Raw genomic sequence first — 25,208 nt, 5'->3', positions numbered from 1 at the left:
CGCAAAGGGCGCGAAGGATAGCGCAAAGAACGCGAACCAACGAGCATATGCAACTTAGCGTCCTTTGCGCTATCCTTCGCGCCCTTTGCGTTCAACTCATTAAAACGGCGTGGCCTGATTGGGGTCAGCGTTGCCGAAGTTCGACAGATCATTGGCCCGGCTGCGCAACGTACCTGAACTTGGCAGGGGCGGCATGGTACCCGGCGGCGGTAGGGTAGGAGCCTCGAAGCTGCTCATGCCCGACACCCCATCGGGGAAGCCACCGCCACCCGGTAGCGGCGTAAAGTAGCTGTCGAGATCGCAGAATTTGGTGAACCGGTTCACGAAGCGTAACTGAATGGTATCCAGCGAGCCCGACCGGTTTTTGGCCACGATCACCTCGCCGATACCGGCTGTCGAGTTACCTGCTTCGTCCTGCGTAATGTTGTAGTATTCAGGACGGTACAGGAACATAACCATGTCGGCATCCTGCTCGATAGACCCCGATTCCCGAAGATCGGAGAGTTGGGGTTTCTTGTCGCCACCCCGTGTTTCCACGGCCCGGCTCAACTGCGACAGGGCAATCACGGGTACGTTCAGCTCCTTGGCCAGGTTCTTCAACGCCCGTGAGATCGAGGCGATTTCCTGTTCACGGTTGCTGCCCTTGCTGTTGTCGCCCGTCATCAGTTGAAGGTAGTCGATCACCACCATCTGAATATCGTGCTGCGCTTTCAGACGGCGGCATTTGGCCCGCAGTTCCAGAATGGACAGGGCGGGGGTATCATCGATATAGATCGGGGCTTCAGTCAGGCGCTGAATCTTGTGGTGCAACTGCTGCCACTCGTGCGGCGCCAGATTTCCCTTCCGAATTTTCTCTGAATCGATCTCCGCTTCCGCCGAAATCAGACGATTGACCAACTGCACCGACGACATCTCCAGCGAGAAAATCGCCACCGGCTTACCATGATCTACGGCCGCGTTTCGCAGCGCCGACACCACAAAAGCGGTGTTGTGCGTGACGGTCATGTCTTCGAGCAGGAACAGGTGGTTGCCGTCGATAGTGAAACCGTAATAATCGTCTTCCTGATCGTACTCGACCGTGATCCCGGTTACGCGCCAATCGGCTCGTGCTTGCAGTGGGCGGGCTTTTTTGCGTTCAATCCGAACAGGAATCGAATCCAAATTACCGAAAATCCGTAGACGATACACCGTTGATGAGTAGCCTCGCGCTGCGATCGTTGCCTGTTTCTCAACCAGCGAACAGCGGAAGCCCAGCGTATCACATAGGTATTTGACCTGCTCAGCTAGGGCTTTATTCTTCTGGGTGATTTCGTAACAGTTGAATTCGCGTTGATAATGCCCGTCGCTGTCGATCAGACCCGCCAAGAGCCTGAGTCGATTGGCTTTCGAGTTGATCAGGTACGTTCGAGGAATGTGTTTGTTTTCGAGCATGGTCAGGCCACGCAATTCATCCTGCAAGCTAAAAACCGATCTCGCGCCGCCCCGTTGCCCCGTCGTGATAGCATGATTAGGCGTTTTACCCGCCTGCTGATAGGTCACCAGTTGCAGACCAAGGGTATCGGCATACTCCTGCATAAATTCAACGACTTCCGCATCGACGTTCGTAATGCGCGAGCTATAGCTATGGCCGTCGCCGAGCCATAGGCCCACGAAATAAGGGTCGAGGCTAACGGCTTGCTCAGGAAACTCAACGGCTACTTTATAGCCTTTGTAATTGCTCTTAAATTTCTCGGATTTGGTCAGATATTCACGTACCGATATGTTGAGTACGTCGCCTTTGGTATGGCCACCTTCATTCCGCGAGCGCTTCAGCGACAGGATGTGGCTTTCGTTGACTCGATAATCGATGCCTTTGTTTTGGCGAATCCAGTACATGCGCTCTCGGCCCCGCGCAATCGACAACACCGTGCGGGGGGTTGAGTCATCGCCCATGAGCAGGTCGCCCTCCTGAACGTCTTCTACTTTTCGCAATGAGCCATCAAACATGACAACCTTGGTGCCTTTACCCAGACACTTGCCCATTGCGGGACGTGCTGCCAGGATAACGAGTTCAGTGGGTTGCCAACCGGATGTAAGTCGGTCGAGGGCCGTGAAGCCGGAGGGCACTCCGGTGAGCCCTTCCTGATTCTTCTTGGTCTCCATCTCCTTCAAAGCCTCGCTCACGATGGAGCGCATGTCGGAGACGGTCTTGCGGATGTTCGATTCGGTCAGTTGAAACAGATCGCGCTCGGTGCGGTCGAGCAACGTAAAGACGTCGGTCGTGTCTTCGAAGGCGTCTTTCTGAATCTCGGAAGCCATCGAAATCAGGCCTCGTTTCAGGGCCTGCTCGGTGATGATCCGGGCGTGGTATTCGATGTTGGCGGCCGAGTTAACCCGGAGCGTCAGTTGCGAGATATAGCCACCACCGCCAACCAGCTCGATCTCGCCAGTCTTGCGCAGCTGCTGCGTGACGGTCAGCAGGTCGATCGGCTCCGAATTGGAGAAGAGCGTCAGAATTGCCTTGTAGATGGTCTGGTGCGCCGGCGTGTAGAACGTTTCGGGCTTTAGCAGATCCACCACCGCCGACAGGGCGTCTTTCTCAATCATCAGCGCACCCAGCACCGCTTCTTCCAGATCAACCGCCTGCGGAGGCAATTTCCCCAGGCCACTGTCGAGAAAGCGATTGCCGCCGCCCGACTGCCGCCCGCTAACGAACGCGTTGGGACCGCTTTGGGCTGGATTTTTTCTGAAATTATTATTCGGGCGGGGTGCTCCGCTGTTGGTGTCCATAGTAATGCAAGTATACGCAGAAGTAGGGCCTTGAGGCAAGCTGCAAAACGGCCTAAAGGGTCGCGACTGGTAACATACGGTGGGTAATCAACTGACGCTAAAAGACTTCAAGGTGATTAAAAAAATCGACGTTTATTTCACATGAAAAAGGATAGATAGGTAACTAAGTAATTCCCGGGTAGTCAGGCCACTGGGTCATTTGACAGCCAGAAAGATAAGTTACAGGATAGGATTATTTCAGCTTTTTTCGGTACGCTTATTATACGGCTTGGCGGGCTGGTTATTGATCCATTTTTTCGTGGAAAATGTTGTCTGGGTACGTTGATTCAGTATATTCAGCCAGTCAACATGCAACCTGGATGCCTGCTGTTGGAAACTGGAAACCGGCCCATTCGTGAGGCGGAGCCCAGTGCCTGATGGTCAGCGTCCTTAATCCATCCGAATCAGTTTGGTCGAAAAAATCATCACACTCGACAGCGACGTCTCGCTTATCGATTTCCTGGGCGTCGAGAATAATAACATCAAGGAAGTGGCCGCCGCCTTCCCGATGAGCAAGATCATTTCGCGCGGAAACGAAATACGTATCAAGGGTACCACGCCCGAAATCTCCCGCATCACCGACATTCTGGAATCGCTGATGCAGCATTATCAGCGGTACGGCAAGCTTACCCACGAAAATGTGCAAACGTACCTGAGCGGCGGCAACGAATCGGATCAGAACAGCGTACCGGTGTCTGACGATGAAGTGCTGGTGTATGGCACCAAGGGCATTGTAGTTCGGGCCAAGACCGCCAACATGAAAAAGCTGGTCGAGGCGGCAGAGAAGAATGACCTGGTGTTTGCGATCGGCCCGGCAGGTACGGGTAAAACCTATACGGCGGTGGCGCTGGCGGTGCGGGCGTTGAAAAACAAGGAAGTACGGAAGATCATTATCACCCGCCCGGCGGTGGAGGCCGGCGAAAACCTCGGTTTTCTGCCCGGCGATCTGAAAGAGAAGATCGACCCTTACCTGCGCCCCATCTACGATGCCCTCGACGATATGATTCCCGCCGAGAAGCTGAAGTACTATCTGGAAAACCGGACCATCGAAATTGCACCGCTGGCGTATATGCGGGGCCGAACGCTCAACAACGCGTTTATCCTGCTCGACGAAGCCCAGAACACGACGGCGATGCAGATGAAGATGTTCCTGACCCGGATGGGCCCCAGCTCGAAGGCGATCATCACCGGCGACCGGTCGCAGATCGACTTGCCCAAGCACCAGAAATCGGGTCTGTCGGAGTCGATTGGTATTTTGCGTGACATCCCCGGCATCGCTTTTGTCGAGTTGGATGGGCGAGACGTGGTTCGTCACCGCCTAGTGAAAGCGATCATCAATGCTTATGAAAAAGCAGGACAATAAACGAGTTTCGAGTTTCGAGTTTTGGGTTTCATGTTTTTGGTTACGCTGTCATGCTGGTCATGTCGCACAACCGAAAACGCGAAATTCAAAACTCGAAACTAATTCCTGGGTCGGTTTGGCCGGCCTTTTTTTGTGGGTGGGGGCATGGGGCAATGCGGCACTGGCCCAGACGACGACCATCGATGAACCCCTGCGGGAATGTGCGTCGGAGCTTGTCGAACGGCAGTTGCAACAACGCTTCCCCCAGCGAAAGCAACGCATCGACGCGCTGAATCAGCAGGTACGTATGTTTGGCATGATCAACAGCCGGGCTCGCGGTACCGATGAAGAAGTTTACCGCATTCCGGTGGTGGTGCATGTCGTGCATAACAACGCTAACAACACCATTGGTGGCGCCAACAACCCGAACATCTCCGACGAACAGATTCTGTCGCAGATTCGGGTGTTGAACGAAGATTACCGCAAAATTGCCGGGACGCCGGGCGGCAGTTCAACCAATCCGCTGGCGGTGGATACGGGCATTGAGTTTTTCCTGGCGACGACCGATCCCAACGGCCTGCCAACCAACGGCATCACCCGAACCTATACAACCCGGTCCGGCTTCGACATCACCAGTTATCAGGACCAACTCGCCCTGTCGAACCTGATATACTGGCCCACCAACCGATACCTCAACTTATGGGTGTGCCCCAACTCGGCGACGCGGTATCTGGGATATGGACAGTTTCCAACCGTCGATGCCACGGCACTGCCCGGTCTGACCGACACAACCGATGAACGGATTGACGGGCTGGTGGTGGATAACCGGTACTTCGGGGCTGGCGTGGGCACAGTGACCAGTCGGCTCTATTGCTGCGGCCGTACGGTCACGCACGAAGTGGGTCATTGGCTTGGGCTGCTGCACCCGAATGGCGATACCCGCTGTGGCGACGACTACGTTGCCGACACGCCCGTGATCGAGTCGCTGAACAATGTGAGTGAGACGAGCTGTAGCCCTGTCTTCTCAACGTGCACGGGCACCCGCACCCGCAATTTGATCGAGGACTACATGGACTACACGCCCGACGCCTGCATGAATGTGTTTACGACCGGGCAGCGCGACCGGATGCGAGCCGTGTTGCAACTGAGTGCCCGACGGCGGCAGGTGCTTACCTCGGCCGTACAGTTGGCCGAAACAGAGCAACTGACCTTAACGGTCTACCCTAATCCGATCAGTAGCCAGGAAGAAAGTATCGTCGATGTGCAGTTCAAGGGGGCTCAGCCGTTCGAAGCGGGTTTGTACGATGCCAGTGGGCGGCTGCTGAAAGGGCAGGCCTACACGGCCTCGCTGAGCCGCCGGATCTCCCTGTCAGGAGCAGGCTTGTCGGCCGGTATCTATATCCTGCGTATCACCACGCCCACCGAAACGGCCACCAAACGTGTGCTGGTTCGATAATCGGTGAAGAGCAGTTTCGGGGAAGGTATACAGGCAGGTGGCTTGCGTTGGCCCGCCGAAAACTGTAAACTGCAAACTGAAAAACTTCACCGATATGATCAACGTTTCGCCAATTCGCTCAAAAACAGACATGGAGGCGGCCTTCGACATCCGCCGTGTCGTGTTTGTCGACGAACAGAACGTACCTGCCGAAGACGAATACGACGAGTTTGAAGCCGAGAGTCAGCACTTCCTGGCGTATCTCGACGATCAGCCGGTGGGCACTGCCCGCTGGCGACGAACCAGCAAGGGCGTCAAACTGGAGCGGTTTGCCGTGCTGGCTTCGGCCCGCCGCAAGGGCGTAGGGCAGGCGCTGGTACAGACGGTATTGAACGACGTGTTCAGCCAGCAGCCCGAACCCATCGAAAGCATTTATCTGCACGCCCAACTGTCGGCCATGCCGCTGTATGAGGGCTTTGGCTTCGTGCCGGTAGGCCCTCAGTTTGACGAATGCGGGATTCAGCACGTTAAAATGGTGCTACCCGGCAAACGAATGCCCAGCGAACAGATGTCGGAAACCCGTTCGCCAGAAAACAAACCGCCTCAATCGGGCGCGGGTGGCGAGCAGGCGGCAGGGTCACAACCCACCGAACGCCGGTAGCGGTATATGCGGGGCTATCCGTTCTTCAGGTACGTTGCTGCGTTGCTCGTCGGCATCGTGCTGGCCGAAGCCTGGCCGGCTGTTTCGCCCTATTGGGCCATCACCTTCGGTGTCGGCTGTCTGGGGCTGTACCTGCTTCGCCTGCGCCGGAACGAACGGAAAACCATCAAGCCACTGGATCTGGTGCAGGGCTTTGCCTTGCTGGGCCTGATCGCCTCCCTCGGTTGGGGGTTGCTGTATGCGCATACACCCGCCCATCGGCCCGATAACCTCCTGAACGTACCCCGGCCGCCCGATGCCTACGAAGCCGTCATCACGAACCTTCCTGAGACGCGGGCCAAAACCATTAAGGTCGAACTGGAACTGCGTCGTGGCCGGTGGGACAACCACGATGCTACGGGCTACCGTCCCGTAAGTGGCCGGGTAGTAGCCTACCTCGACAAAGGCGATTCGCTTGCGCCAACGGCTACGCCACGCTACGGTGACGTCTGGCTGGTGCTGCGCCCGCCGCGCCTGGCTGATCCGCCACTCAACCCCGCCGAGTTCGATTATCGCCGGTTTCTGAGCCGGCGCGGTATCTACCATCAGCAGTACCTGCGCCCGTGGCAACGGCGCGTCATTGACTACGACCCGCCCAATCGGCTTACGGCGCTGGCTTACCGGGTCAACGCGTGGGCTGATAGCCTGCTGACGCAGAAGGTGGGTTCGCGGGCTGAATATGGCCTTATCAACGCCATGTTTCTGGGTACCCGCGACGACCTCGACCCGGTGCAATACGAGACGTACGCCGCTGCTGGCGCCGTGCATATTCTGTCGGTTTCGGGTATGCACGTTGGCATTCTGTTTATCGTGCTCAGCGGTTTACTGACATGGCTGGCACCGGGGCAGGGTAATAGTTGGTGGGTGATTGGGCTCAAGCTGAGCGTACTGTGGTTCTATGCTCTGACAACCGGCTTGTCGGCGCCCGTGCTACGATCGGCAGTGATGTTTACCTATCTGCTGCTGGCAGGTGGCTTCAACCGCACCCAAAGCCTGATGAACACGCTTGGCGCTTCGGCCTTCTTCGTGCTGGTCTACGATCCCTACGCTGCTTTTTCGGTTGGGTTTCAATTGTCCTACCTGTCCATCTTGGGCATTGGTGCCTGGGCACCGCAGTTTATTAAACTCTGGCGACCCCAAACGCGCGTAGCCAACTGGTTGTGGGAGCTATCGATGGTGGCGGTAGCGGCCCAACTGGTTGCGTTACCCTTGTCGCTGTATTACTTCCACGCGTTTCCGGTCTATTTTCTGCTAGCCAACCCGGCTGTGGCGTTGCTGTCTACGCTGCTGGTGCCCTTGGCCGTGCTCACCGTGGCGTTTGGCTACGTACCTGGGCTAGGCGATGGCCTAGGCTGGCTGCTGCGGCAGGTAGCCTGGCTGCTGAACGCGGCTGTCGATTGGGTAGGGCACCTGCCCGGTGCCACCTTTGGTGGATTCTGGCCTTCGCCGCTGGCCGTCGGGCTGATGTATTTGCTGATTGCTTTGGCCGGTATGGCGGTGCTCACGCGGCATCGCCGTTATGTGCAACTGATCGCCTGGACGGCCTTTGGGCTGGTGCTGCTAACCGGTTACGACGTGTGGCAGCAGGCCGGGCAACGGCGGCTCGTAGTGCATTATCAGCCCCGTAAAACGACGGTCAGCCTCACCGCGGGCCGACAGACCCAATTGCTTACCGATGCCGACTGGCAGACCAACCCACGTCTGTACGAGTTTTATCTTAAAAATGCGCTGGATTCGTGGGGCGTCCGGCAGGTTCAGACGGGCAGTTTGCTGGCCGATACGATAGCAGCGTTACCAACCTACCACCATACGCCCGATGTCTCGCTGCTGGTGTGGGAGGGGCGCAGCCTGTTGCTGGTAAATCGGCTGAGCCCCTATCGACACTGGCAACTACCGGCGGTGGTCGATTACGTGGTGCTGCGCCGCAACGCCCTCCGCGATTGGCAACAACTGCAACAGCGGGTGGTGGCCCGGCACCTGATCTTCGACGGCTCAAACGCGATGGAGCAGGTCGATAGTTTAATAAACGCAAAACCCCCGATGCTGGCATCGAGGGTTTATTCAGTTCGTCATTCGGGCGCGTTCGTTGCGGAATGGTAACAGCCGAAGAGGTGCGTCGTCAGGGACTAGGACTAGTATTCCAGCATGGGCGGCAAACTCTTGGCCTGTTCAACAAATCCAGCCACCTGCTCAGCCGAAGGGGGGCGCTGCGTCAGCTGACGTACGCTGTTGATTTCGACGAGCTTGGCGTGCAGGTTCTCCGGGACGCGTTTGGCTAATTCTTTTACGGTGTCAACGCCCGCTTCTTCCATCAAATCGCTGTAGACGCGGCCAATGCCTTTGATGCGGGCAAGGTCAGCGCGGTTGGCTAGTTCCAGAATTACGGAGCCATCGATTCCGATCGTTTCCGCCAACTCTCTACGCCCTTTCGGGGTGCGCGTTGCTTCCAGGAGGGTATCTGAATCGACAAGCCCCTGCGCTTTCAACAAGTTAATTAAGGCATCATTAATCCCCTTTAGTTCTCCTAGTGTGAGGCTCATACGTGTGATGGATAAGGTATGGGTTAAACCGAAACAGGCTAAGTTGACTAGCCTAACTATACAACTATAAATTAACGCAATAAGTATTTACGCCTTGTTTTGTTAAGTAGAAATTTTTTGTAAACGGTAAAACTCGCCGGGCCCATCTGCTCAAAGAGCCGATTCCACTCCGTATATGTCGCAGGGTCTTCTCTGGCAAATTGAGCCGGTTCTATCTTTTTGGTGAGTAGGTAATCGGTAAACGTCATAGTGAAAAGGGGCTAACCGCTAAATAAAAGGGTGTATCCAGTGTGGTGACCTGTCAGGCCAACATATGAGGTTAATGGCGCCGATAGATAGAAAGTAAAAGTAGTGAAAAACCCTCGCTCTTTTTGGAACGTGACTGAGCGGCCCGGTTTAGGTTGATTGTGTGTTTCGGTTGCCAGGTACGTTGCCTTTGCGCGGCGGCTCTTAATTTCGCCCCCATGAAAAACACGTTTCTTTTGGCGGGCTTGCTGGGGCTGGCGGTCGCCTGTTCGCCCCGGTTGTCGCCGTCTGGAAAGGCTGAACTGTCGGCCGAGCGCTTTCGGTTCAAGGCAGGGCAGCCGCCACTCATTTCGGTACACCGGGGCGGGGGAGATCTGCGCGGCTATCCCGAAAACTGTCTCGAATCGTTTGCGTATGTCGCCCAACAAATTGGCCGTCAGGAGGCGCCGGCGGTGATTGAATGCGATATTGATCTGACCAAAGATAGTGTGTTGGTAATGATGCACGACGCCACCCTCGACCGCACGACCACCGGCACCGGCAAACTTATCGACCATACCTATGCCGAGGTGCAGCAGGTAAAGCTGGAAGATAATTTTGGCAACCCCACGGCTTTCCGCGTACCAACGCTCAACCAGATTCTGACCTGGGGGCGCTCCAACGTGCTGTTTACGCTCGACGTGAAGCGCAACGTGTCGTTTGCGAAAGTAATTGAGCAGGTACGTGCCACCAAGACCGAATTGAACGTGGCCATCATCACGTACAACGCCAAGGATGCAGCGCTCGTCCATCAACTGGCACCCGATCTGATGATCTCCGTTACGATCCGCAACCCCGACGAATATAACCGACTGCGCGAACTGGGCATCCCCGACAACCGGATGCTGGCGTTTGTGGGCACCCGCACACCGGAGCCGAGCCTGTATGGGTTCCTGCACGAAAAAGGCATCGCTACCATTCTGGGTACGTTGGGCAACCTCGACAAGCAGGCTGCCGCCAAAGGCGATAACCTGTACAAAGAGTGGACAGCCGCCGGTGCCGATATGCTCTCGACCGATCGCCCCCTGGAAGTTAGCCGGGTGTTGCGGTAATGAAAGGAGCAACCGAACGGAACCGGCTTGTCTATACCCTCCTGATTGTGGTTGTGCTGCTGGTGGGGTTGGCGTCCCGGCATGGTTCGGCGAGTTTGCCGCCCTTCGTTCGCACCTACGTGGGTGATGTCCTGTGGGCGTTGATGGTGTTTTTGGGGTTTGCCACACTGCTCAATCGGCAGCCGACGAAAACTATCGCGTTGTTGGCGATCTTGTTCGCTTTTGGTATTGAGGGTAGCCAACTCTATCACGCCCCCTGGATCGACAGCCTGCGCGCCACCCGGCTGGGCGGGCTGGTGTTGGGTTTTGGCTTCTTGTGGAGCGATCTGCTTTGCTACAGCCTTGGTATTGCTATCGGAGCTGCGCTTGACCGATGGATAGGGTCCGCAACGCGCCGACGGCGGGCCAGGAACTAACAACGCTACTGGTCGGCAATTCCTTATTGAGGGAAATTGCTGACCAGTAGCGTTTTGTGTAGCATTCAATAAGTGCTAGTACTCGCTGCTATCCAGAATCTTCTTCTTTTCAGCTTCGTATTCTTTCTCCGTCAGAATCTTCTCATCGAACAGTTTTTTGAGCTCGCGCAGGCGATCGGCTTTGGTCTGCGTTTTGGTAGCCTCAGGCGCAACGCCATACAACGGCGCGGCGGTTGAAGCCGGTGGTGTAGTCGCGGGCTGTTCGTTGCCTGCCAGCGGGCGCAGTTCGTAGGTATGATCGGGGTCGTACTTCATCGTCCAGAGAAACGGGAAGAGCAGAAAAACACCACCCACGATAGCTCCGGCGTCGGCCCGTTCGTTGCGAACCAACGGTAATTGCAGCGGCTCGAACCCGTCTTTTTCGAGGCGGAGGTCGGTAACGCTACCAACGATTTTGGTATCGCTGTACTGGTAGGGCGTTGTGCCTTTATACTGGCCGTTAACGTAGAGTTTGGCCCCGGTAGGCTGGCTGTTGATGATCGTGGAACTGCTGCAGTTGGCGAGCAAGACAGCACTCGCTGCCACCAGAGCCAGACCCCGAATGGGTGTTTTGGTGAAGAACGTAAGCATGAGCGATAGGCAGTAGAAGGTTAAGCTGGGCGCTATTGCCCAGGTTTTTCTTAGATAAGACCGACCGGAAAGGTTTAGCGCAAGTAAATAAAAAAGCTACTAGTATTCCTTTCGAGAACAGTAGTAGCTTTTGGGTTAACAAAAAAATAACGGTCCCCTACCTATTCCGATACCACGATCACGGGAGCCACATGCTCGGGGTCGTTGTCGTGCGAGGCTTTTTTGGCGGTACGTTTCGACGGGCGCTTGATCGTCACTTCGTAAAGGTCCGTGCGGCGGTCTTTCAGGTTTTGTACCGATCCGTATTCGTGCAGTTCCTTCAGCAGCGACACGTCGACATCGGCAAAGAGCACCATCTCGGTATTGGTCGTGGCTTCGGCCTTGATGGCGTTGTTCGGGAACTGGAAATCAGACGGCGTAAACACGGCCGACTGCGCGTAGTGAATGTCGGTGTTGGGTACGTTGGGCAGGTTCCCCACGCAGCCCGAAATGGCCACATAACACTCGTTTTCGATCGCCCGCGCCTGTGCGCAGTTCCGCACGCGGTAGTAGCCATTCTGGGTGTCGGTCAGGAAGGGCACGAAGATGATTTGAGCCCCCTGCGCGGCCAGAATGCGACCCAGTTCGGGAAACTCCACGTCGTAGCAGATCATCATGCCCACCTTGCCGCAGTCGGTGTCGATGGCTTTGATCTCGTAGCCGCCCACCATGCCGTAGTATTTCACCTCGTTGGGCGTAATATGAACCTTGCGGTACTCTTCATACGAACCATCGCGGCGGCAGAGGTAGGCCACGTTGTAGAGCTTCCCATCGTCGATGAGCGGCATAGATCCACCCACAATATTGACGTTGTAGGAAATGGCAAATTGCGCCAGTCTGTCACGTACCTGTTCGGTATACTGCGCCAGCTCGCGGATGGCCTGCGGCTCGGGCATGTCGCGGAACTGCACCATCAGCGGTGTGTTGAAGAACTCGGGCAGCACCAGAAAATCGGCTTTGTAGTCGGAGACCACGTCGACAAAAAACTCAACCTGATCGAAGAACGATTGCAGATTCGGGAAGTGCCGCATTTGCCACTGTACCACGCCCAGCCGGATAATGGAGTCGGTGTGGGGTTTGCGGTCTTTCTCGGCCACGTAGTAGATGTTGTTCCATTCGAGCAGCGTGGCGTATTCTTTCGATTCGGTATCGCCGGGCAGGTAACCACGCAGGACCTTCTTCACGTGGAAGTCGTTGGCCAGCTGAAACGACAGCGTCGGGTCGTAGATATCTTTCTGCTTTACCTTGCTGATGAATTCGCGGGGCGAGAGTTCATCGGCGTATTTACGATAGTTGGGAATACGCCCCCCGGCCAGAATGCCTTTCAGGTTCAACTGCTCGCAGAGTTCCTTGCGGGCGTCGTAGAGACGGCGGCCCAGCCGCAGATCCCGATAGTCGGGGTGCACAAAGACCTCGATGCCATATAGCCAGTCGCCTTTGACGGTGTGGGTGTCGAAGGTGTATTCGCCGGTAATTTCCTCGAAGGTGTGGTTGTCGCCAAAATCGGCGTAACGTACCCGGATCGCCAGCGCACAGGCGACCACCTTGTCGTCGACTTCCACGCAGAACTGACCCGTCGGGAAGATGGTCAACAGCTTGTCGATCAGATTTTTCTCCCAATAATCCCCGCCGATGCCACTGTACGACTCAATCATGGCTTCCTTCAGGTCGGGATAGTCACTTTTCTTCAAATTCCGGGTTACAATCCGCATAATACTGGTGATCTCGTTTAGTTGAGTTAACCCATTTTGGGCCTAAAACAATCCGGATAAAAACCTTGGTTTGCGGTTTGGTGTTTGAGGGTTGACGTTACTGGGACAATCCGGTTTCGATAACGTCAATCCTCAAACACCAAACCGCAAACGGTTTACACACACAATGGCACAAGCTAAGCGCAGAGCATCGGCTACCTGGGAGGGTAGCCTACAGGAAGGCACCGGCACCCTATCGGCAACGGGCGGCGTCCTGAACAACACCCCTTTCTCATTTAAAACCCGGTTTCAGAGCGAAGACGGCAGTGCGGGCACCAACCCCGAAGAACTGCTGGCAGCCGCCCACGCTGGCTGTTTCACCATGGCAACCGGCGCAACGATGGGGCAGCAGGGTTTTACCCCCACGCACCTCGAAACCAAAGCCGTTCTGTCAATGGATATGGACACGCTGACGATCACGGCGGTTGAGCTGACACTGACGGGCAGCGTGCCGGGCATCGATCAGGCGAAGTTTGAAGAAATCGCCAACGACGCCAAGAAAAACTGCATTATCTCGCGGGCTCTTTCGCCCAACATCGAGATCACGCTGAAGGCAACGCTGGTTTAGGGTAAGGCGCTGGGCATAAACTGACTGGCTTAACTAACCAGTCGGTTTATGCCTTTTTTGCGTAAAGAGCCAGCCAATTGAGCAGAACAGTGTGTGTCGGTTTTTCTTGACATGGTGCCATAATTGGCATATTTTGGTCTAATAATTGATAGGCCGTTCACGTGCGCGCCCACGCCTGACATCTACACTGAAAGTCTCTAATCCGCTAAAGCCAACTTTTCCATGCAAAAATTAAGTTTAAGTCAGTCGTTGCAGCAGAAGCTCTCGCCGCAACAGATTCAGTTCATTAAGCTATTGCAGATTCCCACCGCCGAGTTGGAAACCCGCATCGAAGAGGAACTGGAAATTAATCCGGCATTGGAAGAGGGACAGGACGAAGAGTTTGAGGCGAAAGATGAGTTTGACGATGACTTTGACAGTCAGGACGATTACAGTGAGCGCAACGACGACCTAGACATCGACACGTACCTGGCCAATGATGAATTCGCTGGTTACAAAATGCAGGGCGACGGCGCCTACGGCGAAGAAGACCGTGAGATGCCGCTGGCCACGTCGAGCAGCCTCACCGACTCGCTGATGCAGCAGTTTGGTTACCTGCGCCTGACCGATGAACAACGCATTATCGGGTTACAGTTGCTGGGCAGTATCGAAAGCGACGGCTACATCCGCCGCTCCATGCAGGCGATCGTGAATGATCTGGCGTTCTCGCAGAACATTTTCGTCGACGCCGAGGAAATTGAAGACGTGCTGCACAGAATTCAGACGTTTGACCCGCCGGGCATTGCTGCCCGCGACCTGCGCGAATGTCTCTTGCTGCAACTGAAACGTAAAGATCAGGCGGATAGCTGCGTGCAACTGGCCACGCGGATTATCGAAGACTACTTCGAGGAGTTTTCGAAAAAGCATTACGAGAAAATTCAGCGGCGGCTCAATATTTCTGATGAGTCGCTCAAGAAAGTTGTCGACATCATTATCAAGCTGAACCCCAAGCCGGGTTCGGTGGAGGGCGACGACAACGCCGCTCCGTATCTGACACCCGACTTTATTCTGGTGAACAACAACGGCAAGCTGGAGCTATCGCTGAACTCGCGCAATGCCCCGGAGCTGCGCATCAGCCGCTCGTTTGCCGACATGCTGGATACCTACGACAAGAGCAACAAACAGAACAAGGCGCTGAAAGAAACGGTCACGTTTGTCAAGCAGAAGCTCGACGCGGCCAAGTGGTTCATCGACGCTATCAAACAACGGCAGCAGACCCTGCTAAAAACGATGAACGCCATCGTGCGTTATCAATACGATTTCTTCCTGACCGGCGACGAAACCAAGCTGCGGCCCATGATCCTGAAAGACATCGCGCAGATGATCGAAATGGACGTGTCGACGATCTCTCGGGTGGCCAACAGCAAAGCCGTACAGACCGAATTTGGCATTTACCCCCTCAAATATTTCTTCTCGGAAGGTATCTCGACCGAATCGGGCGAGGATGTGAGCAGCCGGGAAGTGAAGAATATCCTGAAGGATATGATCGACAGCGAACCGAAAGTAAACCCGCTGTCGGACGACAAGCTCGAGAAAATGCTCAACGACCGGGGCTATAACATCGCCCGCCGTACCGTCGCCAAATACCGCGAGCAACTCAACATCCCCGTTGCCCGCCTGCGGAAACAATTGTAATGTATAATGCGGTCCGCTGCTGCGGAACAATGTACGATGTACAATGAGTTACTAGTAACAGTCGGATACACATTGTACATCATACATTGGTCATCGTACATTAAGCTTTGAATTCCCGCTTCGCTCAGTTCCTTTCCGTTGTTTTTCATCCGTTGCTGATGCCGACCTGGCTATTTGCGTTGCTGCTGTATGTGGCACCGGCCCGGCTCAACGTCGATACCTATTCGCTCGGAGCGCGCTTCAGCGTGCTCGTGCTGCTCTTTCTGGGTACGTTCGCCATTCCGAGTCTGCTCATTTTTTACCTGTATCGCATCGGATACCTGCGCGACATGACCATGCCCGACCGCGCCGACCGGCGGTTGCCGTTTCTGCTGACGGGCTTTATCTACACCGGCGTAACGTACTTTTTCGCCTTCCGCATGAGCCTGTTTTCGGCTACGTCGCCGGGCGTGAGCGTATTGCTGGCGGGCATTACGCTGTCTATCCTGCTGGTCGGGATCATCAACCAATACTGGAAAATCAGCGCGCACAGCGTGGGTATTGGCGGCGTGCTGGGAGCCATTGCGGGGCTGTTGGCCAAATCGGGCGATACCGATCTGTTTCTGCCGCTGGTGGGGCTGATCGCGATCAGTGGGCTCGTCGGGAGCGCCCGCCTGCAACTCAACGCCCACACGCTGGCGCAGGTTGGCGCCGGCCTGGGGCTCGGCCTACTGGTCAGCCTGGCGTCGGTTAGTTGGTTGCTGTAGGGGTAGGGCATGTCCCTACCCGATTGTTGTGCTGTGCACTGATGCGCAGGGATATGCTCTACCCCTATAGTCCAGGGCACGGCGGGTTGGGACGTGCCCTACCCCTACTTGTACGTAACGGCCAATTTTTCCAGGAACGCTACCAACAAACGTATACCGAAAGCGGTAGCGTTTTTTTGTTGGCCAAACTCGGTGTCGGCGAAGGCCATGCCGGCGATGTCGAGGTGCGCCCAGCGCGGGTGATTGTCGGTAAAGACTTCCAGAAATTTGGCGGCGGCGATGGCTCCATTGATGGGCTTGCCGCTGAAGTTCTTCACATCGGCTACATCGGAGGTCAGGTCATCCTTATAGGCGTCCCAGAGCGGGAGCCGCCAGAGCCGTTCGCCGGTTTCGTCGCCCGCCCTGAGCAGTTGGGTCGATAACTCATCGTTGTTGGTAAACAAACCGCCCGCCTGATAACCCAGAGCAGCAATGACGTTGCCCGTGAGCGTGGCCAGATCGATAAGCACGTCGGGCTGAATATGCCGAACCATGTGCCCCAGTCCATCGGCCAGAATCACGCGCCCTTCGGCGTCGGTATCGATAATCTCGATGGTCTTGCCCAGATACGAGGTGATCACGTCGCCGGGTTTGGTCGCCATGCCATCGACCACATTCTCGGTAGCAGGCACGATACCCACCACGCGCATGGGCAACCGCAGGCGTGCTACGACTTCCAACGTACCCAGCACTGCCGCCGCCCCGCCCATGTCGCTCTTCATCAGGTGCATGTTGGTCGACGGTTTGATCGAGATACCGCCCGTATCGAACGTAACGCCCTTGCCTACCAACCCGACCGTGGGGCCGGTTGCCTGGCTGGGGTTGTAGTCGCAGATGATCAGTAGAGGCGGATTTTCGCTGCCCTGACCTACGCTCAATAGGGCGTTGTAGCCCTGCCGGGCCAGTTCGTCGTGGTCGAGAATCGTCACGCTGTAGCCATGCGCCCGCCCCGAGGCAACGGCCCAGTCGGCCAGCGTTTGGGGCGTTTTGTAATTGGATGGTGCATTGGCCAGATCGAGCATCGCCCGTTGGGCTGAACCAATCACCGTGGCCCGGTCAATGGCGCGCTGAGCCGCCGTGAAATCGGCCTGCGTGACCGTCAGATGCAACGTACCTGACTCGCCGTAGAAACCTGCCGGGGCCGTTTTTCCGGTTTGGTAAAGTTTCAGGTCGTAGCCGCCCCCCAGCACACCCAGCACAATCGGTTCAAGTAGGTCTGGCACGGCCCCTTCCGATAACGTACCGGTCAGGTCGATGCCAATACGCGTCGGTAATTTTGCTTTCTGGCTGTAGAACAGCTTTCTGACGGCTTTCAGGTACGTGTCTGATGTGGGTCTTTCACCCAAACCTAGCATGAAATGCTTGTGGCCGTCAGCGCCGTAGACGAGTAGCGTCTCGTTACGATCGCCGGTAAAATCGCCCTGCGCGACCTGCGCGACTTCGGGCAGCGGCTGGTTCTTGACGAGTAGCCAAACCGTGGCATCAGTCGCCACTGAACTGGTGTGGAGGAAGAATTGCATAGGGGGAAGGAGCAGGGATGGCGGGGGTAGCAGGGAAGGCGGGGGTAGCTGGGTACGCCCCTGCCATCCCTGCTACCCCCGCCATCCCTGCCCGATTAAACCGCTACCGGCGCTTTGATGGCCGGCCAGGGGTCGTAGTTTTCCAGGGTAAAATCGTCGTATGTAAAATCAAACACTGACCGAACGGCGGGGTTCAGCCGCATCGTCGGCAGCGGGCGGAACGGGCGCGCCAACTGTGTATCGACCTGCTCCAGATGGTTCAGGTACAGGTGCGTATCGCCGCCCGTCCAGATAAATTCGTGGGCTTCATAGCCACATTCCTGCGCGATCATCATCGTGAGCAGCGCGTAGGAGGCAATGTTAAACGGCACCCCCAGAAACACGTCGGCCGACCGCTGGTAAAGCTGACACGACAGCTGCGGTCGGGCCGCGTTCGGTTTAGTATGACCTTTGGCTTCGTCGGGTGGGGCTACGTAGAACTGGAACAGAGCATGGCAGGGAGGAAGCGCCATCCGATCGACCTCGCCGGGGTTCCAGGCCGAGACGATCATCCGGCGAGAGTCGGGCGATTGTTTTAATTGCCGGATTACGTTGGCCAACTGATCGATCTGGCGGCCGTCGGTAGTTTCCCAACTGCGCCATTGTTTGCCGTAGACATCGCCGAGGTCGCCGTTTTCGTCGGCCCACTCATCCCAGATACTAACTCCGTTGTCTTTCAGGTACTTGATATTCGTGTCGCCCTTGATAAACCACAACAGCTCGTGAATGATCGACCGGGTATGGACCTTTTTGGTCGTCAGCAATGGAAAGCCCGATTGCAGGTCGAAGCGCATCTGGTAGCCAAAAACGCTGAGGGTGCCGGTGCCGGTACGGTCGGTTTTGCGGGTACCATTGGCAAGAATATGCCGGAGCAGGTCATGGTATTGCTGCATAGCTGGGTGAGTTGGAAAGGCGAAGATACAACGCGAATGCTGCCGACGGGTCAGGAACCCGACCGGGAACCCCCACGTTCTAAGGTTGCCGCAATGGCTTGCCGGGCCTGCTCGGCAACCTGCTCGGCGTTGAGACCCGCCGGGTCGATGGGCGTCAGAACGGTCCACGACAGGCGGCTGAACGAACGAAGCGGGAATAGGCCCTCGGGGTTGAAGCGACCGGTGCCGTCAATGGCAACCGGCACGATGAGCGAATTGGGCGCTTTTTTGAGTAGAATGGCCAGACCGGCACCGGCAAATGGGCGCGGCATACCGTCGCGGCTGCGGGTGCCTTCGGGAAAGATAATAACGGAGCAGTCCAGGGTTTTCAGTCGGCCACCGAGTCGGCCCAGTTCTCCCAGCGACTGGCGGGCATCCTGACGATCAATCAGCGCCGCCCCACTTTTACGCAGGTTATACGACACACTGGGCGTACCGTATTCCAGCTCTTTTTTCGCCACAAACACCGGTTTGTAGGCCCGCAGCCACCAGCCCATGGGCGGAATGTCGAACAGACTCTGGTGGTTGGCGACGAAAATCAGCGGTCGGTCGGTTGGGAGTGGGGTGGCAACCCGGAACCGCGAGGTAGAGCCGGTGAGCCATTGCCCATACATCAGGCAGGCATTCATGGCGGCGGCGGCGTGCTGTTGCCAGGCACGGCCACCCAGCCAGAAGGTCAGCACCTGAATGGCATGGAAAACCAGCAGGACAAGGCCAAAATAGACCAGATACAGGGCGCTAAGGATGTAATCGATTCCGCGTTTGGCGAACCGAAACGGACTAAAAGAACGTGGCATTGCCCCAAAAATAGGTAACAAGCCTGTTTACATGCTTTCTTTGACGAATCATTTACAAGCAGAACGTCAGTTGTTAGAGGTTAAGGCCTCATTTATAAAGGAAAAGAATGAATCTTCGAACCGAAGTGATGCAGTTCATTGGCACCAAAATGGATGCTTTCATGAACGAGTTTCTCAAGCCAATCGAAACGAACTGGCAGCCTGCCGATTTTTTACCCGACTCGACGCAGCCTTCGTTCTTCGATAAGCTGCGCGACCTGCGCGAACAGGTGGCCGCGTTGTCATACGATTACCTGGCCGTGCTGGTTGGTGACACGGTGACGGAGGAGGCCCTGCCGACTTACGAGTCGTGGCTGATGGGCATGCAGGGTGTTAACCAGGAAGACGGGCAGGGCTGGACGCGCTGGGTACGTGGCTGGACGGCCGAAGAAAACCGTCACGGCGATTTGCTCAATAAATTTCTGTACCTGTCGGGCCGGGTCGATATGCGGGCGATGGAGGTATCGACGCAGTACCTGATTGCCGATGGCTTTGACATTGGCACCGGCAGCGACCCCTACCGCAACTTCGTCTACACGTCGTTTCAGGAACTGGCCACTAACCTCTCGCACCGCCGCACGGCGACACTGGCTAAACAGGCGGGAAGTCCCATTCTGTCGCAGATATGTGGGGTAATCGCCGCCGATGAAATGCGTCACGCCAAAGCGTACAAGGCGTTTGTGAGCGAAATTTTCGCGCTCGACCCGTCCAACATGATGCTGGCCTTCGACGACATGATGCGCAAGAAAATCGTGATGCCGGCGCACTTCCTCCGCGAAACCGGCGTGAAGATCGGCGAGACGTTTGCTCATTTCTCGGATGCCGCCCAGCGCCTGGGTGTCTACACCGTGCATGATTACATCCGTATTCTGGAGTCACTGCTGATCGACTGGAAGATCGACGTCATCGCTGACCTGTCCGACGAAGCACAGCGCGCCCGCGATTACCTGATGGCCTTACCTGCCCGCCTGACCCGCGTGGCCGAGCGCACCAAAACGCCCTCCCTAGCCTACGAGTTTAGCTGGATTGGGTAAGAACACAAACTAAGCCTGGTTCAAGCTGAAAGGCGTGTAGTACCGAGATGCATCTCGGTACTACACGCCTTTCAGCTTGAACCAGGCTTAGTTTGTATGTAGAGTAAATGTGAGTTTTTTGACAGAAAATATATACAAATAGTAGGAAATGTTGAAATTTATGTAGTATATCATAGTTTGATCCAGATGTTGTCGAAGGCCAACCCAACAGATATGCGTTCACTTTTCCTTCTACTCTTAGAAATAGTTTCATGTTTTTTTTCTGCTGAAACGTATGCATCTAGTTTCAGTGGCGATCCTGCGAATGTCACTGTTCAGCAGTCTGCATATAGCCGAATCGACACCCTGCAACCTGTTGTACGAAACTCGTCAACTGGTTATCCGCCCTATGAAGTGGGTGAGGGTATTACCCCGAAAAATATGTATACAGTTAGAGGTGTTGACCTCACTATTCCAACAGCTTATGCCTTTGCGGATCCAGACGGTGGGGCACTGACGTATATACTGGGTGGCATTACTACCGATGGGCTTACTATCGATGCTGGTAGTGGCATTATTACTGGCAGGCCGCCAATGGCCGGGCTTTTTGGTATTACAGTCGTGGCCACTGACAACGAGGGCAACAGGGCTTATTCCGGTTTTTATTTGCACGTCAAGAATGCGGCGGGCATCACGTCCCCCCAGTCAGCAATGGTAGGTATACCTTTTTCGACAACTACAGCAGGGGCGTTTTATGGTAGCCAAAATGGGTATCTTACTTTTTCGTCAGGCAGTCTGCCTCTCGGCCTGACTTTGGACGCGACTTCTGGACTTATATCGGGTGTGCCTGCAAATCCTGGTCGGTTTGGCATCACAGTGGCAGCTAGAAACAAACAGACTGATGCGGTAGAATACAATGGGTTTTACCTTGACGTTGCGCTCAATCCAGCTATCAATTTGCCGCCATATGTATTGGGTATTGGCCTGAGTTCGCCCAAATCCGTTACGGTGAATACGCCTATATCAATTTCAACTGCCTCGTCTTTTGGCGATCCCGAAGGTCGGCCTCTCACCTTTACATCTAGTCCACTGCCTGTCGGCCTGAGTCTGAATCCGACCACAGGTGTGCTATCTGGTACACCTACGCTATTAGGTCAGTGGGGCATTACTATTGGAGCTACGGATGATGGAGGCCATACAATTTACAGTGGTTTCTACTTGCTGGTCAACACTGATCCGCCCACTAATCTTCCTCCTGTCATTATTGGTGGATTGCAAACACCTCTGATCCGCCTAAGTGGGGCTTTCTTGTCGATTCCTACGGCCTATGCGTTTTCCGATCCAGAGGGGAGGCCACTTAGCTACAGCTCCAGTTCTTTGCCATCTGGGCTGAATCTGGATAGTAATACGGGGATCATTTCCGGGAAGGTTCTGGGTGGGGGGCGGTATGGCATTACCATTGGAGCTACGGATGATGGTGGCTCTACGACATACAGCGGCTTTTTTCTGACCATTAACTTACCGCCCTATGTAGTTGGCGAAGGCCTGTCATCGCCTGTGTCAGCTACGGTTGGTGTGCCAATCTCGATCGCAACAGCATATGCCTTTGCCGACCCTGAAGGCCGACCATTTACTTACACGTCTAGCAATCTAGCGCGAGGGTTGAGTCTGAACGCTACCACAGGGGTTATATCAGGCACACCTATCTCTCCAATTCGGGCTGGCATTACTGTCGTCGCTACTGATGATGGGGGAGCGTCGGTCTCTAGCGGCTTCTATCTGCTGACAGAAGGGCAGACCATTGGCGGCGCGCGCGTAAACCAAGCAGATGGTCAGGATGAGCCTATGCCATTACGAGTTGTCGTATTTGGCAATCCTGTACTAACAGAGGAAGCCAACCTCGAGATTGGGGGAATAAATGACGAGCCGCTATCGATACGTTGCTTTGATTCGCAGGGGCGGCACATCAGTAGCTTGTATATTGACAAAATAGGTTCGCCGTCTGTGTTTGTAAAAGCTCAACTGGGCAAACCGTCAGGCCTTTACTACGTGCAGGTAACTACACCTAGTAGGCAAAGAGCAGTATCTATTCTGAAGCAATAAACGCACCTAAATCACCTTATTGAGACATCGCTTGCCCTAAAACCTTCTGCACCCGACTCTTCAATATGGATACGTAACGCGTTGGGAATAGCCGCGTGACCCACTCAATCTGCTGAGCGTCGACACCGATGAGAATGCGGGCTTTACGGCGTTCAATGCCCTCCATAATGATGGTGGCAGCCCGTTGGGGTGTTGTTTTCGCGGCGTCGGCGAAACTGGCCGTCCCCTGTTTGTGCATGGCTTCGGTCACGAAACCGCTCTGGCCAAGCCGGGCACTAGCGGCAATATTGGTTTTAATACCGCCCGGATGCACGCAAGTGACCCCGATACCCGTGTCGAGCAGTTCCATCCGTAGCACGTCGGAGAAGCCACGTACTCCGAATTTGGCCGTGCAGTAGGCCGACTGGTTTTCGACCCCCGCCAGCCCAAATACACTACTGAGATTGACGACCTGCCCCCGGTTGTGCTGCTGCATAAACGGCAGAAACGCTTTCGTCATCCGAATCACACCCATCAGGTTGATACTCAGCAACCACTCGAAATCAATCAGGTCGGTTTGGGAAAACGGGCCACTGGCAAGCGCGACGCCCGCGTTGTTTACCAGAATCAGGGGCCTTTCCGGGGCGAGCGTCGGGATGACCGACGCCGCAAACGACAGAATCGCCGTGGCATCGCTCACGTCGAGCCGGTACGTTGTCAATGATCCACCCGCCAGTTGCTGCGTTTCGGCGAGGGTAACCTCGTTGATATCCGTAGCAATAACGGTAGCCCCCCGCTCAACCGCCTGCCGGGCGAGTTCGCGCCCAATCCCCGACCCGGCGCCGGTGACAAGTATCGTTTTGTCGGTAAAGTAGCTCATGGGAAGAGAATGAATAATGTACAATGTACAATGTACAATGGGGCTGACGCAGTAGTAACACTAGTACCAGTTCCAATGCATTGTCCATCGTCCATCGTGCATTGTACATTGTCCATCGTGCATTGTACATTATGCGTTACACAAGATGCAGCGGGGCGGAGGCCATTTGGCGATGGTGGCCCCCGGGCTGGAGCTTCTCGATTTCGCGGATCACGTCGACGATGCCTTTCAAGGGGATTTTCACCCAGGTGGGACGGTAGCTGATCTCGTAGCCCAGTTCGTACACCGCTTTTTCGAGCAGGTAAATCAGCAGTAGGTAGTTGATCTCGCCATTGTCGTAAAACATGGGGTGCGGCGACCCAAACGTGTCGAGATAGGCGTCCAGGTACGTGTCGCGGATGAGCTTGTACCAGCGATCCGAAACGATCTGGAGCTTGTCGGGGTCGATACCTTCCGTTTCGACGGAGTTGAACAGCTTGGCCGACACGGCGTAATGATACGACCGAATCATGCCCGCTACGTCTTTCAGCGGCGAATGCTTGATCTTCCGGTCGGTGATGGTGCTTTCGGGCTCGCCTTCGAAGTCGATAACCACGTAGTCGCGATGGCCGGTGTGGTCACCAACCGCCAGCACCTGCCCGAGGTGGTAGTCGCCGTGCACGCGAATCCGGCACGAACCGAGCCAGCGCGTCTGGAAATCGGCCACGAAATCATCGATCATCTCTTTGGCTTCCATGAACACCCACGCCAGCCGCTGCGCCTGCGCATCGAGGCGGTCGTAGTTGTTGACCAGCAGGTCGTAACGGCGTTCGAGCAGGTCGGAGAAACGGCCTGTCAGGAAGCGGCGGTAGTCGTCGGTGAAGGGTTCCGACTGAAAGGCCGGGTCGTCGGTTTTGGCGTAGAGGGCCAGGTGCATTTCGGCGGTACGCCGCCCCAAAAGCGCTACTTTCTCGAAGACATCTTCCTTAACCGCAAAGAGCCGGTTGGGAACCGCATACAGGAAATCGTTGAGGTAATCGCCGGTCATGGCCCAACTGTCTTTGTCGTTGGGGACCATTCGCTGCATCATGCCGAGCGTGATGTCGGGTTGCCGACCGGCTTCATCCGACCGTTGCCACGTAAACCGCCCCGCGTAGGCCGGAATGGCCCCAAAGCCGCCCGTCTCGGTCAGGAAGGCGACCATCTCGACCTCCGGGTTGGTTTGCTCGAACAGTTTCCGGTAGAGTTTCAGAAAGAACAGCTCGCCCGACGGTTGACCCGGCAGAGCATAGCCGAACACCAGCGCCGAATTGCTCGAATCGACTGGCAGAACGCGCGAGGTGAGGGTGGCCCCCGTTTCGGCGTCGACCAGACCCCGCCCGCGCTGAAACACCAACGTACCGGACGCGGACTCGCCAGACGCAGAACTGCCTGACGCGGAATCTCCGGGCTGATCTACGGTGTCATTGGCGGCCATGTGCTGGAAGAGTGCTTCCCGAAAACCGGCTACGTAAATGGCGTCGACCAACGTACCTGGCGTACCCGAAAAATTGGCTTCGACCAGCACGCCTTTGTCGGGTACGTCGGTTCGGTCGGCAACGAACGCCAGCGGGAGCAGGTATTGCTCGGGTTCGCCGTCGGCGTAGCGGGTATCGAGGATAAGCAGGTAAAAGGGTTGCTGGCCCGTGCCAGCCAGCGCCAGGACGGTATCGACGCGGATGCCCATTTGCTGACGGGCTTTTCCAGCAAACCAGCGGCAGGTATTCACGTAAGGAAGCAGAATGGCCTCGGCAAGTTGCTGATGGGCGTCGGTGTCTTTAAGAAAAGCAGACCACGGTTGGGTAGAGGTCAGAAAAGAGGGCATAGCGCTGTTGGGTACGTTCAAAAAGGACTGCCCGCTTG

The 25,208-nt window shown here is 55.8% G+C and carries 19 protein-coding genes and 1 pseudogene; 11 read left to right on the top strand and 9 right to left on the bottom strand.

The features are described 5' to 3' along the window. Positions 1 to 99: 99 nt before the first annotated feature. Positions 100 to 2,769: a replicative DNA helicase gene (dnaB, locus tag ACAW74_RS22195; RefSeq protein ID WP_370700430.1), complete on the bottom strand. Its 2,670-nt coding sequence runs from the start codon at positions 2,767 to 2,769 to the stop codon at positions 100 to 102. Between the two features lie 448 nt (positions 2,770 to 3,217). On the opposite strand from dnaB, the gene ACAW74_RS22190 reads away from it, so the two are divergent. The 4 genes and pseudogenes from ACAW74_RS22190 to ACAW74_RS22175 all read left to right on the top strand — a co-directional run bounded on the left by ACAW74_RS22190 (position 3,218) and on the right by ACAW74_RS22175 (position 8,385). Continuing rightward, the gene (locus tag ACAW74_RS22190) at positions 3,218 to 4,171 is read left to right on the top strand and encodes a PhoH family protein (protein ID WP_370700429.1); all 954 of its coding nucleotides are present in this window, start codon (positions 3,218 to 3,220) and stop codon (positions 4,169 to 4,171) included. A 115-nt stretch (positions 4,172 to 4,286) separates the two neighbouring features. Beyond that, entirely contained in the window at positions 4,287 to 5,606 is a 1,320-nt protein-coding gene (locus tag ACAW74_RS22185; protein ID WP_370700428.1) for a M43 family zinc metalloprotease, read from the top strand. A gap of 94 nt (positions 5,607 to 5,700) precedes the next feature. Further along, positions 5,701 to 6,144, top strand: a pseudogene (locus tag ACAW74_RS22180) (GNAT family N-acetyltransferase); the annotation flags it as partial. A 108-nt stretch (positions 6,145 to 6,252) separates the two neighbouring features. After that, the gene (locus ACAW74_RS22175; protein ID WP_370700427.1) at positions 6,253 to 8,385 is read left to right on the top strand and encodes a ComEC/Rec2 family competence protein; all 2,133 of its coding nucleotides are present in this window, start codon (positions 6,253 to 6,255) and stop codon (positions 8,383 to 8,385) included. A 32-nt stretch (positions 8,386 to 8,417) separates the two neighbouring features. Here the strand turns inward: ACAW74_RS22175 and ACAW74_RS22170 are convergent, their stop codons facing one another. Beyond that, positions 8,418 to 8,825: a DUF4332 domain-containing protein gene (locus ACAW74_RS22170; RefSeq protein ID WP_370700426.1), complete on the bottom strand. Its 408-nt coding sequence runs from the start codon at positions 8,823 to 8,825 to the stop codon at positions 8,418 to 8,420. Between the two features lie 464 nt (positions 8,826 to 9,289). Here ACAW74_RS22170 and ACAW74_RS22165 point away from each other — a divergent pair, with 464 nt between their 5' ends. Continuing rightward, complete coding sequence (locus tag ACAW74_RS22165; RefSeq protein WP_370700425.1) at positions 9,290 to 10,162, top strand: glycerophosphodiester phosphodiesterase family protein; 873 nt, start codon at positions 9,290 to 9,292, stop codon at positions 10,160 to 10,162. Further along, entirely contained in the window at positions 10,162 to 10,578 is a 417-nt protein-coding gene (locus ACAW74_RS22160; protein ID WP_370700424.1) for a ribosomal maturation YjgA family protein, read from the top strand. The genes ACAW74_RS22165 and ACAW74_RS22160 overlap by 1 nt, the downstream gene beginning before the upstream one ends. A gap of 75 nt (positions 10,579 to 10,653) precedes the next feature. Here the strand turns inward: ACAW74_RS22160 and ACAW74_RS22155 are convergent, their stop codons facing one another. Both ACAW74_RS22155 and ACAW74_RS22150 read right to left on the bottom strand, forming a co-directional pair. Continuing rightward, positions 10,654 to 11,208, bottom strand: coding sequence for a PEGA domain-containing protein (locus ACAW74_RS22155; RefSeq protein ID WP_370700423.1), 555 nt, complete (start codon positions 11,206 to 11,208; stop codon positions 10,654 to 10,656). A gap of 161 nt (positions 11,209 to 11,369) precedes the next feature. After that, entirely contained in the window at positions 11,370 to 12,959 is a 1,590-nt protein-coding gene (locus ACAW74_RS22150; protein WP_370700422.1) for a GNAT family N-acetyltransferase, read from the bottom strand. A 166-nt stretch (positions 12,960 to 13,125) separates the two neighbouring features. On the opposite strand from ACAW74_RS22150, the gene ACAW74_RS22145 reads away from it, so the two are divergent. From ACAW74_RS22145 to ACAW74_RS22135, 3 genes are all read left to right on the top strand, one after another. Next, positions 13,126 to 13,566 (top strand): OsmC family peroxiredoxin, encoded by a 441-nt coding sequence (locus tag ACAW74_RS22145; RefSeq protein ID WP_015331249.1) that lies wholly within the window; start codon positions 13,126 to 13,128, stop codon positions 13,564 to 13,566. A 222-nt stretch (positions 13,567 to 13,788) separates the two neighbouring features. After that, positions 13,789 to 15,240, top strand: a complete 1,452-nt coding sequence (rpoN, locus tag ACAW74_RS22140) for an RNA polymerase factor sigma-54 (RefSeq protein ID WP_370700421.1) — start codon at positions 13,789 to 13,791, stop codon at positions 15,238 to 15,240. A gap of 107 nt (positions 15,241 to 15,347) precedes the next feature. Beyond that, positions 15,348 to 15,986 carry a hypothetical protein gene (locus ACAW74_RS22135; protein WP_370700420.1) on the top strand — a complete coding sequence of 213 codons (639 nt, stop codon included), beginning with the start codon at positions 15,348 to 15,350 and terminating at the stop codon, positions 15,984 to 15,986. A 104-nt stretch (positions 15,987 to 16,090) separates the two neighbouring features. Here ACAW74_RS22135 and ACAW74_RS22130 read toward each other — a convergent pair whose 3' ends face one another. The 3 genes from ACAW74_RS22130 to ACAW74_RS22120 form a co-directional block, all read right to left on the bottom strand. Then, positions 16,091 to 17,545, bottom strand: coding sequence for a leucyl aminopeptidase family protein (locus tag ACAW74_RS22130; protein ID WP_370700419.1), 1,455 nt, complete (start codon positions 17,543 to 17,545; stop codon positions 16,091 to 16,093). 95 nt (positions 17,546 to 17,640) lie between these two features. After that, positions 17,641 to 18,477 carry a thymidylate synthase gene (locus tag ACAW74_RS22125; protein ID WP_370700418.1) on the bottom strand — a complete coding sequence of 279 codons (837 nt, stop codon included), beginning with the start codon at positions 18,475 to 18,477 and terminating at the stop codon, positions 17,641 to 17,643. A 50-nt stretch (positions 18,478 to 18,527) separates the two neighbouring features. Next, positions 18,528 to 19,313: a lysophospholipid acyltransferase family protein gene (locus ACAW74_RS22120; protein WP_370700417.1), complete on the bottom strand. Its 786-nt coding sequence runs from the start codon at positions 19,311 to 19,313 to the stop codon at positions 18,528 to 18,530. 107 nt (positions 19,314 to 19,420) lie between these two features. Between ACAW74_RS22120 and ACAW74_RS22115 the strand changes: the two genes are divergently transcribed. After that, positions 19,421 to 20,386 carry an acyl-ACP desaturase gene (locus ACAW74_RS22115; RefSeq protein ID WP_370700416.1) on the top strand — a complete coding sequence of 322 codons (966 nt, stop codon included), beginning with the start codon at positions 19,421 to 19,423 and terminating at the stop codon, positions 20,384 to 20,386. Positions 20,387 to 20,599: 213 nt separating this feature from the next. Further along, on the top strand, positions 20,600 to 22,468 hold the full coding sequence (locus tag ACAW74_RS22110; protein ID WP_370700415.1) for a putative Ig domain-containing protein: 1,869 nt from the start codon (positions 20,600 to 20,602) through the stop codon (positions 22,466 to 22,468). Between the two features lie 16 nt (positions 22,469 to 22,484). Here the strand turns inward: ACAW74_RS22110 and ACAW74_RS22105 are convergent, their stop codons facing one another. Both ACAW74_RS22105 and ACAW74_RS22100 read right to left on the bottom strand, forming a co-directional pair. Then, entirely contained in the window at positions 22,485 to 23,327 is an 843-nt protein-coding gene (locus tag ACAW74_RS22105) for an SDR family NAD(P)-dependent oxidoreductase (RefSeq protein ID WP_370700414.1), read from the bottom strand. Positions 23,328 to 23,463: 136 nt separating this feature from the next. Then, the gene (locus ACAW74_RS22100) at positions 23,464 to 25,170 is read right to left on the bottom strand and encodes a maltokinase N-terminal cap-like domain-containing protein (RefSeq protein ID WP_370700413.1); all 1,707 of its coding nucleotides are present in this window, start codon (positions 25,168 to 25,170) and stop codon (positions 23,464 to 23,466) included. Positions 25,171 to 25,208: the final 38 nt, after the last annotated feature.

This window comes from Fibrella musci, assembly GCF_041321105.1.
GTDB lineage: Bacteria > Bacteroidota > Bacteroidia > Cytophagales > Spirosomataceae > Fibrella > Fibrella musci.
The sequence above is the reverse complement of the archived record's forward strand: the minus strand, read 5'-3'. Positions and strand labels throughout refer to the sequence as shown.